The organism is Pigmentiphaga sp. NML080357, assembly GCF_002188465.1.
GTDB lineage: Bacteria > Pseudomonadota > Gammaproteobacteria > Burkholderiales > Burkholderiaceae_B > Pigmentiphaga.
The window spans coordinates 135080-150526 of record NZ_NINW01000037.1 but is presented as its reverse complement, the minus strand read 5'-3'; the positions used below and the strand labels follow the sequence as shown (position 1 = coordinate 150526).

The following is a 15447-nucleotide window of genomic DNA, read 5'->3' as shown; positions in this document are numbered from 1 at the left end:
GCCATGATCTTCGCCATCGACGAGAACACTGACCGCGCCGAGGCCGCCCTGGTCAACGTCAGCCGCCGCCGCTTCGTGCAAGGCGCCGGCGTGCTGGTCCTGGGCTGGCAATTGCCCGCGGCCTTTGCCGCGGCGCCGCAGGCAGGGAAGGCGGACGCCTTCACGCCCAACGCCTTTCTTTCCATCGATGCCCAGGGCCGAGTGACGGTGTATGCCAAGCACGTGGAAATGGGGCAGGGCGCCTATACCGGGCTGGCGACGCTGGTTGCCGAGGAGCTCGACGCCGACTGGTCGCAAGTCCGGGTCGAAGGCGCGCCGGCCGATACCGCGCGCTACAAGAACCTCGCCATGGGCATACAGGGAACCGGCGGCAGCACGGCCATGGCCAATTCGTTCCAGCAGATGCGCGAAGCGGGCGCCGCCGCCCGCGCGATGCTCGTGGGGGCGGCGGCGCAGGCCTGGAAGGTCGATCCGGCCACCATCACGGTGCGCGCCGGCGTGGTCCGGCACGCCGCCTCGGGGCGGCAGGCCGGGTTCGGCGAACTGGCCGCGGCCGCGGCCAGGCAACCGGTGCCTGGCAAGGTGAAGCTGAAGTCCCCGAAGGAATTCGGCCTCATCGGCAAGTCGTCGCTGCGGCGCGCGGACTCGGCGGACAAGGTGCATGGCCGCGCCATGTTCACGCAGGACGTCAAGCTTCCCGGCATGCTGGTGGCGATGGCCGCGCACGCGCCGCGTTTCGGCGCCACCGTGGCGAGCTACGACGCGAGTGCCGCGCTGGCGGTGCCCGGCGTCGTGGCGGCCGTCGCTTTCGAGGGGTCGCCGCATCGTTCCGCCGGCGTGGCCGTCCTGGCCCGCAATACCTGGGCCGCGCGCACCGGCCGCGATGCCTTGAAGGTGAAGTGGGACGAAAGCCGCGCCTACACCGAAGGGAGCGCCGATATCCTGGCCAGGTACCGCGAGGCGGCGTCCCGCCCCGGGACGCCTGCCGCCGCGCGCGGCAACGTCGAGGCCGCATTCGCGAACGCGGCGACGGTGATCGAGGCGGACTACGAGTTTCCCTACCTGGCCCATGCCAGCATGGAGCCGCTCAATTGCGTCGTGCAATTGGGTGAAGGCCAGTGCGAAATCTGGAACGGCGAACAGTTCCAAACCATGGATCAGAAGGCGGTGGCCGAGTACCTGGGCATCGCCGCGGAGCGTGTCCGGATCAACCAGCTTTACGCCGGCGGCAGCTTCGGCCGGCGCGCCAGCCCGCAGGCCGACTATGTCCTCGAGGCCGTGGCCATTGCCCGCGCCGCACGCAAGGCGGGTATCGAAGCCCCCGTCAAGATGGTGTGGACGCGCGAGGACGACATGCGCGGCGGCTATTACCGGCCGCTGTACCTGCATCGGGCGCGCCTCGCGCTGGACCCGAAGGGGCGGTTGCAGGCCTGGCATGTGCGCGTGGTCGGCCAGTCGCTGATCAAGGGCACGGTATTCGAGCAGGGCATGATCAAGAACGGCATCGATGCCACCTCGGTGGAAGGCCTCTCCGACCTGTCCTACCAGGTCCCCAACCTGAGCGTCGAGCTGCATACGCCCGATGACGTGCCCGTGCCCGTCCAGTGGTACCGTTCGGTCGGCCATACGCACACCGCGTTCACGGCGGAAACCTTGATCGACGAGGCGGCCCATGCCGCGCGGCGCGATCCCGTGGCATTGCGCCGCGAACTGCTCAAGGGGCATCCCCGGCACTTGGCGGCGCTGGACCAGGCCGTGCGCGCGGCGGGGTGGGACCGGCCCCTGGCCGCGGGCAGGGATGGCGCGCGCCGCGGCCGCGGCGTGGCGGTGCACGAGTCCTTCAATACCGTGGTGGCACAGGTGGTCGAGATCACCGTGAACCGGGACGGCGAGCTCAAGGTGGATCGCGTGGTCTGCGCGGTCGCGTGCGGGCTGGCCATCAATCCCGACGTGGTCAAGGCGCAGATGGAGGGCGGGATAGGCTTTGCGCTGTCCATGGCCTTGCACGGCGCCATTACCCTCGAGAAGGGCGCGGTCGTGCAGAGCAATTTCCACGACTACCCGCTGCTGCGCATCAACGAGATGCCGCGCGTGGAGGTCCATATCGTGCCGTCCCAGGACGCTCCCACCGGCGTCGGGGAGCCCGGCGTGCCGCCGCTGTCGCCCGCCCTGGCCAATGCGATCTTCGCGGCGACCGGCGAGCGGGTGCGGACCTTGCCCATCAAGACGCCTTTGCGCAAGGCCGTCTGAGCATGGCAATATCGGTGCTTCTTTCCCGCCGTTCGCAACGATGATGTCCGTGCCGGTCCAGTTCGCCGATTCCGCCCCGGTTGCCGAGGACGCCGGCCGGCTCGCCGCCGCGCGGCGGGAGCTGGCCCAGCGCATCGCGCGGCATGCGCCGGTCGACGGGCAGCATCCGTGCGCCTATCCGGGCCTGTCGTTCGTGCGATTCTCCGGGCCATCCGATTCCAGCTGCGGAATCTACCGGCCGTCCCTGGCCGTTGCGGCGCAGGGCGCCAAGCGGGTCGAGCTGGGCGAGGACGTCTACGAATACGACCAGCGGCACTTCCTCCTGTCGTCCTTCGATCTGCCGGTGCAGGCGCGCATCACCTGTGCGTCTCCGGCCGAGCCGTACCTGTGCGTGGCGCTCGACATCGACCCACAGCGCCTGGGCGAGCTCATCGGCGAGCATGCCCTGCCGCCCGCGCCCGAGCCGCCAAGCATGCGCGGGCTGGCGGTCGGCACGACCTCGCTCGACCTGATCGAACCGATGCTGCGCCTGGTCCGGCTGCTGGATACCCCCCAGCACTTGCCCGTGCTCGGACCCATGGCCGAGCGCGAGATCCTGTACAGGGTTCTGACCGGCGAACTGGGGCGGCGGCTGAGGCAGACCGCCTTGCCGGCCGGCGCTTCCAGCCAGATCGCCCGCGCCATCGCCTGGATCAAGGAGAACTACGCCGCGCCGTTGCGTATCGATGACCTCGCGCAGGCCCTCAATATGAGCCCGTCGTCGCTGCATCATCATTTCAAGGCCGTCACGGCGATGAGCCCGCTGCAATACCAGAAGCAGCTGCGCCTGCGGGAGGCGCGCATGCTGATGCTGTCCGGACTGCTCGACGCCGGCACCGCCGCGCGCCGCGTCGGCTACGAGAGCCCGTCCCAGTTCAGCCGCGAGTACAGCCGCCTGTACGGCTCGCCGCCCTTGCGCGACGTCGCCCGTCTGCGCAGCGGCGAGTCGGCCGAGACCGCGCCCTGATCTCCCGCCCCGAGGGCGGCGCTACACTGGGGACTGGCGACGATGCCGCCTCGGCGGCCGGGAGCGATCATGGCGGACGGCGAGCTGGACGACGCGGTCAATGTGGTGGAGCCGCGAACCGACTATTCCCTGTACGAGACCGATGTCGCCCTGCGGGAGGCGGTGATACGCGAAGGCGCCGCCCATGCGCAGGACGCGCTGCGCGAGCACGGAAGTTGGCTGGGCAGCCGGCAAGCCATGGAGGCCGGGCGCGATGCCAACGCGTATCCGCCGCAGTTCGTGCCCATCGACCCGGTGGGGCATCGCATCGACGAACTGCGCTTCCATCCGGCTTGGGACCTCCTGATGACGGGCATCATCGCGCGCGGCCTGCATTCGGGGCCGTGGTCGTCGCCCCGGGCCGGCGCCATGGTGGCCCGCGCAGCCGGCTACATCATGCAGGGGCAGGTCGAGGCAGGCACCCTGTGTCCCACGACCATGACCTTTGGCGCCATCCCCGTCCTGGCGCGGGAAGCGGCGGGCGACGTCGATTTCGCCAGGGATTGGCTGCCCGTCCTCTATTCGCGTTGCTATGATCCGGCGAGCGCGCCCGTGGCCGCCAAGCGGGGCGCCTTGATCGGCATGGGCATGACCGAGAAGCAGGGCGGATCGGACGTGCGCGCCAATACGACGCGCGCCGTGCCGTGCGCGGCGCCCGGCCGCGGCCGGGCTTATGCGCTCACCGGCCACAAATGGTTCTATTCGGTGCCGCAATCCGATGCCCACCTGGTGCTGGCCCAGGCCGATGCGGGCCTGTCGTGCTTTTTCGTGCCCCGCTACCGGCCGGATGGGCGGCGCAACGCCATCCGGATCCAGCGCTTGAAGGACAAGCTCGGCAATCGCAGCAACGCCAGCGCCGAGGTTCAATTCCATGGCGCCTGGGGCGTCATGGTGGGCGAGCCCGGGCGGGGCATACCCACTATCGTGGAGATGGCCACCTACACCCGGCTCGATTGCGTGCTGGGCAGCGCCGCCTTGTTGCGGCAGGCCACGGTCCAGGCACTGCATTTTTGCTCGCGCCGGCAGGCCTTCGGCAAGCCCCTGCTGCGGCAGCCCCTGATGCGGCATGTGCTGGCGGACATCGCGCTCGAGAGCGAGGCCGCCACCGCGCTCGGCCTGCGCCTGGCCCGCGCGTTCGAATCCGAGGCGCCGCTGGAGCGCGCGATACGGCGCATCGTCACGCCGGCGGCCAAGTACTGGGTCTGCAAGCGGGCCGAGGGCGCCATCGGCGAGTGCATGGAAGCGTGCGGCGGCAACGGCTACGTCGAGGACGGCCCCATGCCGCGGCTCTACCGCGAGGCGCCGGTCAACGCGATCTGGGAGGGATCGGGCAACGTCATGTGCCTGGACGTGCTGCGCGCCATGCGGCGCGACCCCGAGGCGGCCGAGGCCTTGGCCGAATACCTGCGCGAGCGGGGCGGAGCCAGCGCCGAATTCCGCGCCGCCTGGCAAGCCTGGATGGACCTGTGCGCCGCACCGGACGAAGCGGAATTCAAGGCGCGCCGCATCGCCGGCCTGATGGCGGCGCTGATGCAGGCGGTCCTGTTGATGGAGGCGCCGGGCGGCATGACGGCCGATGCCTTCATCGCGGCGAGGCTGGCCCAGCCAAGCTGGCTGCACGGCGACAGTGATACCGGCCATGGGGACGCCGCCTGCGCCTTCCTGCTCGCGCGGGCCTGGCCGGAAGCCGGATGAGGCCACGGGCGGGGATTGGGCGCCGCCGGGTCCCCAAGGCGGTGGCTTCCTTCCGCCCAAGTGCTAAAGTGTCCCTTGGGTACTCCTTGCACCGTTTTTGCATCACTATCATGCTTTCTCAACAGCAGCTCAAACAGCAGGCCGCCGACGCGGCGCTTGCCTTCGTCGCCGATGTGGCGGCCCCGGACGTGGTCATCGGCGTCGGCACGGGGTCGACCGCCGACCTGTTCATCGACGGCCTGGCCGCCTACAAGGGGCGCATCCGCGGCACGGTCGCCAGCTCCGAGCGCAGCGCCGCGCGCCTGGCCGGCCACGGACTCGAGGTGTTCGACCTGAATGACGTGGCCTTCATGCCCATCTACGTGGACGGCGCCGACGAAATCGACGATCACTTGCACATGATCAAGGGCGGCGGCGGCGCGCTTACGCGCGAGAAGATCGTCGCTTCGGTGGCCGAGCGCTTCATCTGCATCGCCGACGAGTCCAAGCTGGTCGCGCAGCTGGGCGCGTTTCCGCTGCCCGTGGAAGTCATCCCCATGGCGCGGGAGGCCGTGGCGCGGGCGCTGCGCCTCCTGGGCGGCCAGCCCCGGCTGCGAGAAGGCTTCGTCACCGACAACGGCAATGTCATCCTAGATGTGCATGGGCTGCAGATCGCCGAGGCGCAAAGCCTGGAGAAGGTGATCAACGACGTCCCGGGCGTGGTGACCTGCGGCCTGTTCGCGCTGCGGGGCGCCGACGTGGCCTTGCTGGCCACCCAGTCCGGCGTACGGCGGCTGGACAAACCGCGCCACGCGTAGCCGCGCGGGGACGCCAGGACGGGAGCCGAGACATATTCCTGTCACATGACGTTCATAAACTTGGCGACGCATTGCCCATGGGGCCCGGGCACGACGTCCAGGCCCATCGTTCTTCGCTGGGAGCCGGCATGACTGAACATACTCATAAACAATACGACGCTGAACTCGAGGAGGTCAGGTCGCGTTTCCTGCAAATGGGCGGCCTGGTCGAGGCGCAGATCACCGGTGCCATCGACGGCCTGGCCAACGGCGACCTCGCGGCGCTCGAGCGCGTGATCGTCCGCGACGCCGAGGTCAACAAGTTCGAAATCGAGCTGGACGAGGCCTGCAGCCATATCCTGGCCCGCCGCCAGCCCACGGCCGGCGACCTGCGGATGATCATCACGGTCATCAAGATGATCACCGACATGGAACGGGCCGGCGACGAAGCCGAGAAGATCGCCCGCATGGCCAAGATGATCCATGAGGCGGGCCGCATGAACATGCCCGCCGTCGAGCTCTGGCACATGGCCAACACCGTGGTCACGATGCTGCGCAAGGCCCTCGACGCCTTCGCGCGCCTCGACGCCCAGGCCGCCGCCCAGGTGGTCAGGCAGGACAAGGGCGTGGATGCGGAATGGCAGGGCGTGATCCGCCAGCTCATCACCTACATGATCGAGGACCCGCGGAAGATCTCGCGCTCCATCGAACTGCTCTTCATCGCGAAGGCGCTGGAGCGCATCGGCGACCACGCCAAGAACATGTGCGAACTGGTGGTCTACATGGTCAAGGGCCGCGATGTGCGCCACACGGGCGTGGATAACGTCGAGCGCGAAGCCGCTAGTTGAGGGCCCCACCCCCTTGCGCTTCGCGCTCCCTCTCAAGGGGGCGGCGCTGGCGGACCGGCAAAGCCGGATCCGCGGCGCCCTGGATCTAGGGCCGCTTTCTCGGTTTGCGGCACCGTTGCTGCCGCTGGCAGCCAGCGAAGCACAGGCGCTCCAATCCAAGAAAGCGGCCCTAGACCCAGGATGCGGTGGATCCGGCTCCGCCGGTCCACCCGCATCCTGGGGGGCGCGTCAGCGCGTAGGGGGGGTCAATTCGGCGGGACATACCCCTGAGCTTCGACGTTGCCGTCCTCGAACAGATAACGTTGCATCTGTTGTTGCAGGTATTTGCGCGCGCGGGCGTCGGCGAGGTTCAGGCGGTTTTCGTTGACCAGGCGGGTCTGGGTCTGCATCCATTCCTGCCAGGCCTGCTTGGAAATGTTCTGCCAGATCTTGGTGCCGAGTTCGCCGGGGTAGGGCGGGAAGTCCAGGCCTTCGGCCTCTTTCTTCAGCTTGACGCAATAGACCATGCGAGTCATGTGGACACCTGTTCCGCGATTGTTTGCAATGGGCCTATTGTAGCGAAGGGAGGGGGGCGCCTCGCCCTTGTCCGGCGGCCATCGGGGCCGGTCTCTACTTCGCGGGCCGGCGCAGCGCGTCCATCCTGAGTTCGTAGATGCGCCGCTTGTTGTCACGGCTGCGCCGCACGTGTTCGCGCATCAGGTTCTCGGCCCGCGCACCTTCGCCTTGGGCGATTGCCGAGACGATGTCCTCGTGGTCCTGCTGGGCCCGGTGGATGAAAGCGTACTCGGGGCGCGGCATGGTCTGGTCCAGCCCAAGGCCGAGCACCGCCGCCCCCACTAGCGGGATCTGGGATACGTGCTCGAGCGCGCTGGCCAGGAGCGGGTTGCCGGCTGCCTGGATCAGGGTCGCATGGAATTGCTCGTTCATGGCCGACCAGCGCGGCGTTTCCACCCGATAGCCGTTTTCCGCGGCGTCCTCCAGCAGGCTCCAGCCTTCCTCCACGCAACCGCGCAGCGCCTCCATCGCCTCCGGCGCGAGACCGCGCTCGGCCACCAGCCGCGCCGCCATGCCTTCCAGCGTGCCGCGTACATCGAGCGCATGGGCGAGGTCGTCGAGGTCGAATGCCTTGACCCGGAAGCCGCGCGTAGGCAGCCGTTCCAGCAGGCCTTCCTTGACCAGTTCCTCGAAGGCGAGCCGGATCGGAGTGCGCGAAACACCGAGTTCCGCCGCCAATTGCAATTCGACCAGCCGTTCGCCTTGGGAATAGGCGCCGGACATGATGCGTCGGCGCAGTTCGCCTGCAACCGTGTGTATTTGAGTGGCCATCTGCCGGGAAGAGCTTCGCTGCTGTCGTGTACGGATAGTAACTGTTATGCCGTTTCGATCCCTTATTGCATGCAAAACTATAAAATGTTTGCTTTTATGGCTCATATATCCAATAATTGCATGCAATTTAATTAGATCTCTTAGTATGAGGCATCCATGATCCCAACCTCGGCATACATCGGCCTGCCTCCGCCGCTGGCTGATTCCGTCGTTCAAACCAAGCATTTCTTCCAGGCGCTCGACAACTTCGCCAAGGTGTTCGCCATCAGGCCGGGCGAGCGGGTGTTGATGCTGACCGATCATCTGCTCGACACCCGGGTGGTCGATGCCGTGGTGGGCCTGGCACGGGCGCGGGGCGCGCAGGTGCGCGTCTACGCCGAGCCGAATTCCCGCGTGACGGCCGTGCCGGAGCCGGTAAAGGGGTTGCTGGAGCAGGCGGATTTCGTCGTTTCGACCTGGTTCTGTTCGATCGAAGACCCGTTCTGTATCGCCATGCGGAAGCGGGGACAGCGCTGGGTGAAGATCACCTATTTCCGCAATCTCGACCTTCTGCATACCCCGCAGGCCCGGTTTCCGAATGAGATCGTGGGCGCGCTGTGCCGCGCCACGGCCAGGCGCTACCCGCAGGGCGAGCACTTCGACCTGCGCTTCACCGACTCGCGCGGCACCGATTTCCGTATCGGCTTCACGCCCGAGACGCGCGACACCATGCTTGCGTCGAACCGCTGGCGCGGGGTGACGACGGCCGAGGAGCCGGGTTGCTATGTGCACTACCTGCCCACGCACGGTCCCAATCTTTGGGACCGGACGGCGGTGCGCAACGACCATGCCGCCAAGACGCCGATGTCGGGCGTGATCTATCCGCAGTGGGCCGTGGGCTTTGCCAAGCCTTTCGAGGAACGCATCGCCGTGCGCTTCGAAGGCGAGTACGTCAGCGCGGTCGAGGGCGAATCCGACGAAGCGGAAATCCTGCGCGACATGCTGGTGGGCGGACGCATGATCGAAGGCGGCGGCTGCGGCTTCAATCCCAAGGCGCCGCGCCATACCGTCTATCCCGCCGGATCGAATGCGCCGGGCGCGCTGCACTTCGGCATCGATCTCGCCAAGCCGAGCGACTACATCCGCCGCGTGTTGCCGGATTGGGAAGAGCCCCCCGTGCATATGGACCTGGTCTGCCTGGATGCAACCGTTATGGCGGGAACGAACACCTTGATCGACCAGGGTTTCCTGTGTGCGCTCCGGGATCCGGAGGTGGTCGAGATCGCGGCGCGCTATGGCGATCCGGTCGAGCTGCTCGAGGCCGGGGTGGATTGAGCCGTCGTGGCCTGTCGTGCCGGCAGCCTGCCATTGGCGAATGCCGGCTTCAGAAAGATAAAAGGAGACGCTTATGAACCCAGGAAAATCCGGGAAGGCCCCGGTGCGTATATTGGCCGCGCTTGCGCTATTCGCCGCCACGGCGACCGGCCCGGCCGCGGCCGGGAACGATGCGGCATGGCCGCAGCGCCCCCTCACCATGATCGTGCCCTTCGTCGCGGGCGGCGGCGGCGACACGCTGGCGCGGCTGTATGCCCGCGAATTGGAAAAGCAGATCCGCCAGCCCATCATCATCGACAACCGGGCAGGCGCGGGAGGCAACATCGGCACGGCGGTCGCCGCCCGCGCCACGCCGGACGGGCAAACGCTGGTGTTCGGCACGAACGGCACCATGGCCACCAATCATTGGCTCTACAAGTCCGTGGGCTATGCCCCCGACGATTTCGAGCCGGTCGCGCGCTTTTCGGTGATCTCCATGGTGTTGTTCGTGAGTCCCGAGTCGCCGTTCAATTCCGTGCAGGAATTGATCGGGTTTGCCAAGAAGCACCCCGGCGAGTTGACTTGTGCGTCGGCAGGGAACGGCACCGCTTCGCACATGGCCTGCGGACTGCTCCAGCAGATGGCGAAGGTCGATTTCACCCATGTGCCGTACAAGGGCGGGGCGCCGGCGTCGACCGACGTACGCTCGGGCCGCGTGTCGTTCATGATCGACGTGGCGCCCTACCTCGTGCCGCTGGCCAGAAGCAAGCAGATCAAGGTGCTGGCCGTATCGACGCCGCAGCGCATCCCGGCGTTGCCGGACGTTCCCACCATTGCCGAGAGCGGCGTGCCGGGCTATGAGCTGTTCGCCTGGGATGGCCTGTTCGCGCCCAGGGGGACGCCATCCGAACGCCTGGACCGGCTGCACCAGGCGGTGAACGCCGTGTTGAGCGACCCGGCGTTCGACCGCGCCATGCAGGAGCGCGGGTCGATCAACTCGCCGATGAGCCGCGGCGAGTTCGCCGCTTTCGTGCACAAGGAGTATCAGCGCCTGGGCGAGATCGTGAAGCTGACCGGCGCACGGGTGGATTGAGCATGGCGTCGCCGGGCGAGATGACCGGCGACGCCCCCCACGGGCAAGGCTAGCGGGCGGCACCGCCGGAGCGGGTTTCCTGCGCGGGCAGCACGACGAAGCCGCCCTGGTTGGGTACGGACTGCTTCCGGTTCTGCGCGGCAGCCTGTCCGGCATCCAGGCGCACCGACAGGGCACTGTGCCGTCCGTTGGCAGCGATATAGACGTTCAGGTAGTGCACGCCCGTACCCAGCACGGTAAGCGGCACCTCTACGACAGCACGCCGCTGAGCGTCCAGCGGGACGATCGTGGGAGAGGCGCCGTCCACGCGTAGCGCACCTTCGGCGCCGTATTTCAATTCCACTTGGGTTACGCCCGGCGACCCGCGCAGAGCCAGGCCGACGGTGGTGGCGCCGACGGCGAGCGGCGCGGCTGGTGCCCGAACCGAGACGGCAACGACGTCCCCAGGCTTGCCGGGGCGTGCCACGAAGGCGTCGGCGTTCGTTGTGGCACCCGCCGCGGCGGGTGCCTGGCGGGTTTCATGGGCGCAGGCGGGAAGAACGGGAAGCGCCGCCGCCAGCAGGACGGCCAGGCGGGCGGTGACAAGGCGCGGCGCACGGGCGCGCGCGGCATGATGGTTCAGAGGGGGGCGCATCACAGGGCTCCTGCGGAAATTCGTTCGAAACTCACCTGATAGCAGACTCGGGTGTTGGCGGGAGCGGCAGCGCCGCCGTCTTCGTCTTCGTCGTCATCGCCGCCGTTGCTCAGGACAGTATCCACCAGGAAGGCGGTATAGGTGCCGGCTTCGAGCACGCTCTCGACTGCGTCGTCGTCTTCCTGGATCGGCTCGCCCTGCCGGGACAGCCATATGTGCGCCTTGGATGTGAAGCCAGGGGGCGAGACGAGGGACGCGCTCAGCCTGTAGGTGCCCGCGCTCGGTGCTTCGAGCCGCAGGAACCGGCCCTGGTCCAGCTTGTTGTAATCCTCGCCCAGCAGATTGGAGACGCATACCTGCTGAGGTGTGGCGGGTGTTCCCGCCGGCGGCGCGTCGAACCGCATGTAAGGCTTGGCGAGGGCCGGCGGCACGGCCGGAATGGTGTAGGACGCCGGGCCGCCCCAGTCGTCCAGTTCGTCCAGCGTGGGCGTGCCGATCGAAGCCAGCAGCGTGTTCACGTTCCCGATTACGGCGCTGTCGGCCAGTCGCTTGGCCAGCGCGGCGCCGAACGGGAAGATGCTGGTGAAGGCCGGCGTGTGCTTCTGCTCGTTCCGGAGAATGGCGAGCGTCGTCTCGAAACCGCCGGGCTGCTGCGCCAACTGGTAGATGAAATACTGCATCGCCGCCTCGTTGTACCAGGCGGCATCGTTGGGCGGCGCGGGCGGAGCGCTGACGTCGAAGAAGAAGCTGTCCTGCTGGTTCCGACCCGAGGTGTCCACATAGAGCGGATCGTTGCGCACGATGCCGGCCAGTCCGTTCCCCCAGCCTTCGCCCCAGGCCACGCGCATGTCGAGCTTGTCGCCTTCGCCATGCTGGCCCCCCACGGAATCCGAGCGCGAGATGCGGGCTTCAACGTAGTGGCCCCATTCATGGACAACCACGCCGGTGTCGTATTCGTCGGTGTCCACGTCGGCCTTGCCCAGGATGTACAGGCCGGGGGCGGGGCCTTCCGGATTGAAGTGGCTAGTGCCGATGTCGCCGTTCTCCGGTTCGCCTTCGGAGCTTCGATTGTTCTCGCTCCAATAGATGTCCAGGTGGGGGAAGTTCAGGTCCGGCGCGACCACCAGGAAGCGCTGCATGGCGCCATAGACCTGGTCGAGCACGGAGAAGGGCGCGGCCGCGCGCGCGCCGGTGTAGCCGCCCGTGGCGTTGCTGCCTATCCAACCCGATGCCGCGTGCAGGTCGAGCAGCATGCCCTCCCGGGGTACGGACAGCGGCTTGCTCTCCATGGCATAGATAGGGGCGTTGGTGGGCACCGCCGTATAGCCCGGCTTGGTATTGTCGCGTATCGCCACGCTCCAGGCCCCTTCCTTGCCTTCGCGCAGCAGGCGCGCCTGCACCCGTATCTGGATCTCGCGACCGGGAGGCAGAACGAGGGAATACTTGCCTTGGGCGTCAGTCACGGTGCTGCCCAGGGTCTCGGTCTTGCTGAAGGCTTCCACTACCGCGCCGCGCACGGGCAGCGAGCGCGTGGCGGTGTAATCCAAGCCTTCGGACTTGACGGCCGGCACCGCATCGTAGGTGACGGTGCCGGACACCTTGCCCGCTTCGGGAGGCGGCTTGGCTCCGCTGCCGCCCCCGCAGGCGACCAGCACAGTCGATAGCAGCAGGACGGCCGTAGCCGTCCCGTGCCGCCACAGGATAGGTGTGTTCCGGCACGGCGGAGCGCCGGCGGATATGCGTGTTCCTGCCTCGGCAAATAATCTCATCGATGCGATTCCCACATGAGTTAGGTTTTTTGTTACGTAATGATACATGGTGACGCATCCCGGGCGTTTCGGGATGCATGAGGAGCCGCGATCAAGTGACGGAAACGTTAGACGATGGAAGGTTGGCCGCATAATGTGAAAGCTGAAGGCAGCGGCCAGGCCGCCAGCCGGCGGCACCCGGAAAGGGGAGGCACATGGACAGCGCCCATTCGCGCCCGCCCCAGGGCGAGCGTTATCGCAGCTTCGACGAGTTCTACCGCTTTTACCTGCGGGAGCACACGCATCCCGTCTCCAGGCGCCTGCACGTGACGGGCACGTGCCTGGCCCTGTTGCTGCTGGCCCTGGCGGCTGTGCTGCGCGCGCCGTGGCTGCTCCTGGCGGCGGCGGTCTGCGGCTACGGTCTCGCCTGGGCGGGGCACTTCTTTTTCGAGAGGAACCGGCCCGCCACCTTTACCCATCCTTGGTGGTCGCTGCGGGGAGATTTCCGGCTGCTGGCGGAAACGCTGACCGGCCGGCGGAAATGGTGAGCATCCGGCCCTAGGCCGCCAGTGCGCCTTCGATAGCGAGGCCCAGCGCCAGCAGCGCATCGTCGCGCCCCGTCGCCATGGCAAGGCTCATGCCCACGGGCAGGCCGGAACCGTCGGTTCCGCACGGCAGGGCGAGCACCGGCATGTCGAGATAGCTGCCGATCATGGTGTTGCGCAACACACGCGCGTTGCATTGGGCGAACCAGGCCGGATCCGCTTCCAGCGCCGCGATGGGCGGAGCGGCCATGGGCACCGTCGGGAACAGCAGCGCTTCGTCGGGAGCCAGGGCGGCGGTCATGGCGGCGATCAGGCGAGGCCGGTTGTCGCGCAGGGCTTGCCTGTTCGGCGCAGGGATGGCTTGCCCCGATCGCAGGCGCTGGACGATGCGGGCGTCCACGCGCGCAAGCTCCGGACTGTCTAGCAATGCGCGGTGCACATCCGCGGCCTCGATGCCCACCAGCGTGCCGAAAGTGGCGAACAGATAGTGGGTCAGGTCGAGCACGGGAACGGCCCGGTGTTCGATGGCGAAGCCGCGTTGCGCCAGGATGCCTGCCGTCGCCTCGAATGCGGCGGCCACGCCGGCCTCCAGGCCATCCAGCATGATTCCCGAGGGAATTACCAGTCGCGCCCTCTTGTGTTCGCTTTCCTTGAAAGCCGGAGCGCGCCCCAGCAGGGCGTCGTCGATGAGGCACGCGTCGGCGACGGTGCGGACCAGGGGGCCGATACTGTCCAGCGAGGGAGCCAGCGGAAAGACGCCGCGCTGGTCGTAGCGGGCCGACGTCCAAGAACCGGTCCCTGCTGGAACGGCAGATGGAAGTGATCGAACTGGTCGCGAGGCATCCTGCCGGCCTGCCGTTTGGCGAAATACAGACCGCGCTCGACATGCCCAAGGGCACGCTGCACCGGATGCTGGCCGGACTGTGCCGTGCCGGCTGCCTCGATGCCGAACCGCCGTTCGAGGCTGTCGCGGGAAATGTGCGCCGCACTTATCTGCTGGGAGGACGCATGCGCCGGTTGCTGGGGACGGCGATCTCGCCGGACCAGATGGCGGCTGTCGCGCACACGGTGCTCTATGGCCTGGTCGAGCAGTTCCAGGAAACGGCGTTCCTGAGCATGCTGCGCGGCGACCGCATCGAGAGCATCGTCATGGCCACGCCGCCCAAGGACTGGCACGGCTACGTCAATCCCGGCCATGTCATGCCGCCCCATGCGGCGGCTTCGGCCAAGGCCATCCTGGCCTTCCGCGACGAACGGGAATGGGAGGCGCTGCTGGACGAGCCGCTGCCCGCGCTGACCGATCGCACCATCACGTCGCCGCAGCAGTTGCGCGACGAATTGCGGCGGGTCCGCAAGGCCGGGATCGCCTATTGCCGCGAGGAAATCGACCGCGGGCTGGTGGCGGTCGCGGCGCCGATCCCGCTTTCGCAGATCGGCGTGATGTTCTCGGTGTCCATCGTCGGACCTTCGCAGCGCATGCAGGGCTACGACGACGAAAAGATGAAGCGCGCGCTGCTGGACGCCGCCAGCAAGCTGGCGGCCATTTTCTCGAAGCAGATGAACGCCGACCTCAAATGAGCAAACCCATCATTGCCGTGATCGGGCTCGGCGGAATCGCCCGCAGCCTGCTGGACGCGCTGGCGGACGACGATCTGCTGCGGATGCTGAAGGAAGAGGCGGTCCGGGCCGGACGCGGGCTGCATTTGGTCAGCGGCCCCAACGCGCTCACGCTGCAGGGATGAACGCTATTTGCCCCGGTCAGGCGTCCCGGTAGAAGCAGAACTCGATCTCCACCGAGGCATTCAGCGGCAGGGCCGCGACGCCGACTGCGGTGCGGGCGGGAGGCGTGGTGCCTTCGGGGAAGTAGCCTTCCCAGACGCGGTTGATCTCGGCGAATTGATCGAAGCGGGTCGTGAAGATGCGCGCGATGACGAGCTGGTCGAGCGCCAGCCCGTACTCGGGCAGGGCCGCCAGCATGTTGCGCATGATCTTGTCCGTTTCGGCGGCGACGCCGCCGCTTTCCAACTGGCCGCTTTCCGCATCGAGCGCGATCATGCCGGCCAGTTGATAGTACGGGCCGGCCTGGATGCAGGGCGTGTAGCGGAAGCGGGGCTTGGGCAGCGTCTTGGCGTAGTGGGCTTGCAGGGGCATGGCGGATGGCCTCGCAGTGAAAGGGCCCGTAGTCTACTCCGCA

The 15447-nt window shown here is 67.6% G+C and carries 15 protein-coding genes and 1 pseudogene; 10 read left to right on the top strand and 6 right to left on the bottom strand.

Translation table 11 applies throughout. From position 1 onward, the window contains the following. The first annotated feature begins 3 nt into the window (after positions 1-3). From CDO44_RS15885 to phoU, 5 genes are all read left to right on the top strand, one after another. A complete protein-coding gene (locus CDO44_RS15885; protein WP_087781213.1) occupies positions 4-2250 on the top strand; it encodes a xanthine dehydrogenase family protein molybdopterin-binding subunit in 2247 nt (748 codons plus the stop codon). 43 nt (positions 2251-2293) lie between these two features. Next, positions 2294-3256 (top strand): AraC family transcriptional regulator, encoded by a 963-nt coding sequence (locus CDO44_RS15880; protein ID WP_087781448.1) that lies wholly within the window; start codon positions 2294-2296, stop codon positions 3254-3256. 69 nt (positions 3257-3325) lie between these two features. Beyond that, complete coding sequence (locus CDO44_RS15875; RefSeq protein ID WP_087781211.1) at positions 3326-4990, top strand: isovaleryl-CoA dehydrogenase; 1665 nt, start codon at positions 3326-3328, stop codon at positions 4988-4990. 110 nt (positions 4991-5100) lie between these two features. Then, the gene (rpiA, locus tag CDO44_RS15870) at positions 5101-5787 is read left to right on the top strand and encodes a ribose-5-phosphate isomerase RpiA (protein ID WP_087781209.1); all 687 of its coding nucleotides are present in this window, start codon (positions 5101-5103) and stop codon (positions 5785-5787) included. Positions 5788-5915: 128 nt separating this feature from the next. Continuing rightward, the gene (gene phoU / locus CDO44_RS15865; RefSeq protein ID WP_087781447.1) at positions 5916-6614 is read left to right on the top strand and encodes a phosphate signaling complex protein PhoU; all 699 of its coding nucleotides are present in this window, start codon (positions 5916-5918) and stop codon (positions 6612-6614) included. 245 nt (positions 6615-6859) lie between these two features. On the opposite strand, the gene CDO44_RS15860 is transcribed toward phoU, so the two are convergent. Next, on the bottom strand, positions 6860-7129 hold the full coding sequence (locus CDO44_RS15860) for an oxidative damage protection protein (protein ID WP_087781207.1): 270 nt from the start codon (positions 7127-7129) through the stop codon (positions 6860-6862). A gap of 94 nt (positions 7130-7223) precedes the next feature. Further along, the gene (locus tag CDO44_RS15855; RefSeq protein WP_087781205.1) at positions 7224-7940 is read right to left on the bottom strand and encodes a GntR family transcriptional regulator; all 717 of its coding nucleotides are present in this window, start codon (positions 7938-7940) and stop codon (positions 7224-7226) included. A 156-nt stretch (positions 7941-8096) separates the two neighbouring features. Between CDO44_RS15855 and CDO44_RS15850 the strand changes: the two genes are divergently transcribed. Continuing rightward, entirely contained in the window at positions 8097-9254 is a 1158-nt protein-coding gene (locus CDO44_RS15850) for a hypothetical protein (RefSeq protein WP_087781203.1), read from the top strand. Between the two features lie 73 nt (positions 9255-9327). Continuing rightward, the gene (locus CDO44_RS15845; RefSeq protein WP_087781202.1) at positions 9328-10326 is read left to right on the top strand and encodes a tripartite tricarboxylate transporter substrate binding protein; all 999 of its coding nucleotides are present in this window, start codon (positions 9328-9330) and stop codon (positions 10324-10326) included. Between the two features lie 49 nt (positions 10327-10375). Here CDO44_RS15845 and CDO44_RS15840 read toward each other — a convergent pair whose 3' ends face one another. Both CDO44_RS15840 and CDO44_RS15835 read right to left on the bottom strand, forming a co-directional pair. Beyond that, complete coding sequence (locus CDO44_RS15840; protein ID WP_087781200.1) at positions 10376-10960, bottom strand: hypothetical protein; 585 nt, start codon at positions 10958-10960, stop codon at positions 10376-10378. Next, positions 10960-12729, bottom strand: coding sequence for a hypothetical protein (locus CDO44_RS15835; RefSeq protein WP_144389533.1), 1770 nt, complete (start codon positions 12727-12729; stop codon positions 10960-10962). The genes CDO44_RS15840 and CDO44_RS15835 overlap by 1 nt, the downstream gene beginning before the upstream one ends. Positions 12730-12923: 194 nt before the next feature. Here CDO44_RS15835 and CDO44_RS15830 point away from each other — a divergent pair, with 194 nt between their 5' ends. Then, positions 12924-13256: a DUF962 domain-containing protein gene (locus tag CDO44_RS15830; RefSeq protein ID WP_087781197.1), complete on the top strand. Its 333-nt coding sequence runs from the start codon at positions 12924-12926 to the stop codon at positions 13254-13256. A 10-nt stretch (positions 13257-13266) separates the two neighbouring features. On the opposite strand, the pseudogene CDO44_RS15825 reads toward CDO44_RS15830, so the two are convergent. Beyond that, a pseudogene (locus tag CDO44_RS15825) lies at positions 13267-14022 on the bottom strand (amidase family protein); the annotation flags it as partial. Positions 14023-14066: 44 nt separating this feature from the next. On the opposite strand from CDO44_RS15825, the gene CDO44_RS15820 reads away from it, so the two are divergent. Together CDO44_RS15820 and CDO44_RS27645 are read left to right on the top strand one after the other, a co-directional pair. Further along, positions 14067-14831: an IclR family transcriptional regulator gene (locus CDO44_RS15820; protein WP_087781194.1), complete on the top strand. Its 765-nt coding sequence runs from the start codon at positions 14067-14069 to the stop codon at positions 14829-14831. Further along, complete coding sequence (locus CDO44_RS27645) at positions 14828-14995, top strand: hypothetical protein (RefSeq protein ID WP_158213305.1); 168 nt, start codon at positions 14828-14830, stop codon at positions 14993-14995. Before CDO44_RS15820 ends, CDO44_RS27645 begins: the two co-directional genes overlap by 4 nt. 16 nt (positions 14996-15011) lie before the next feature. Here the strand turns inward: CDO44_RS27645 and CDO44_RS15815 are convergent, their stop codons facing one another. After that, complete coding sequence (locus CDO44_RS15815) at positions 15012-15404, bottom strand: RidA family protein (RefSeq protein ID WP_087781192.1); 393 nt, start codon at positions 15402-15404, stop codon at positions 15012-15014. Positions 15405-15447 lie beyond the last annotated feature (43 nt).

What these genes read in the sequence shown, in the direction of transcription:
- CDO44_RS15885 (WP_087781213.1), top strand. Translation starts at nt 4, where the DNA reads ATGATCTTCGCCATCGACGAGAACACTGACCGCGCCGAGGCCGCCCTG.
- CDO44_RS15880 (WP_087781448.1), top strand. Translation starts at nt 2,294, where the DNA reads ATGTCCGTGCCGGTCCAGTTCGCCGATTCCGCCCCGGTTGCCGAGGAC.
- CDO44_RS15875 (WP_087781211.1), top strand. Translation starts at nt 3,326, where the DNA reads ATGGCGGACGGCGAGCTGGACGACGCGGTCAATGTGGTGGAGCCGCGA.
- rpiA (WP_087781209.1), top strand. Translation starts at nt 5,101, where the DNA reads ATGCTTTCTCAACAGCAGCTCAAACAGCAGGCCGCCGACGCGGCGCTT.
- phoU (WP_087781447.1), top strand. Translation starts at nt 5,916, where the DNA reads ATGACTGAACATACTCATAAACAATACGACGCTGAACTCGAGGAGGTC.
- CDO44_RS15860 (WP_087781207.1), bottom strand. Translation starts at nt 7,129, where the DNA reads ATGACTCGCATGGTCTATTGCGTCAAGCTGAAGAAAGAGGCCGAAGGC.
- CDO44_RS15855 (WP_087781205.1), bottom strand. Translation starts at nt 7,940, where the DNA reads ATGGCCACTCAAATACACACGGTTGCAGGCGAACTGCGCCGACGCATC.
- CDO44_RS15850 (WP_087781203.1), top strand. Translation starts at nt 8,097, where the DNA reads ATGATCCCAACCTCGGCATACATCGGCCTGCCTCCGCCGCTGGCTGAT.
- CDO44_RS15845 (WP_087781202.1), top strand. Translation starts at nt 9,328, where the DNA reads ATGAACCCAGGAAAATCCGGGAAGGCCCCGGTGCGTATATTGGCCGCG.
- CDO44_RS15840 (WP_087781200.1), bottom strand. Translation starts at nt 10,960, where the DNA reads ATGCGCCCCCCTCTGAACCATCATGCCGCGCGCGCCCGTGCGCCGCGC.
- CDO44_RS15835 (WP_144389533.1), bottom strand. Translation starts at nt 12,729, where the DNA reads ATGAGATTATTTGCCGAGGCAGGAACACGCATATCCGCCGGCGCTCCG.
- CDO44_RS15830 (WP_087781197.1), top strand. Translation starts at nt 12,924, where the DNA reads ATGGACAGCGCCCATTCGCGCCCGCCCCAGGGCGAGCGTTATCGCAGC.
- CDO44_RS15820 (WP_087781194.1), top strand. Translation starts at nt 14,067, where the DNA reads ATGGAAGTGATCGAACTGGTCGCGAGGCATCCTGCCGGCCTGCCGTTT.
- CDO44_RS27645 (WP_158213305.1), top strand. Translation starts at nt 14,828, where the DNA reads ATGAGCAAACCCATCATTGCCGTGATCGGGCTCGGCGGAATCGCCCGC.
- CDO44_RS15815 (WP_087781192.1), bottom strand. Translation starts at nt 15,404, where the DNA reads ATGCCCCTGCAAGCCCACTACGCCAAGACGCTGCCCAAGCCCCGCTTC.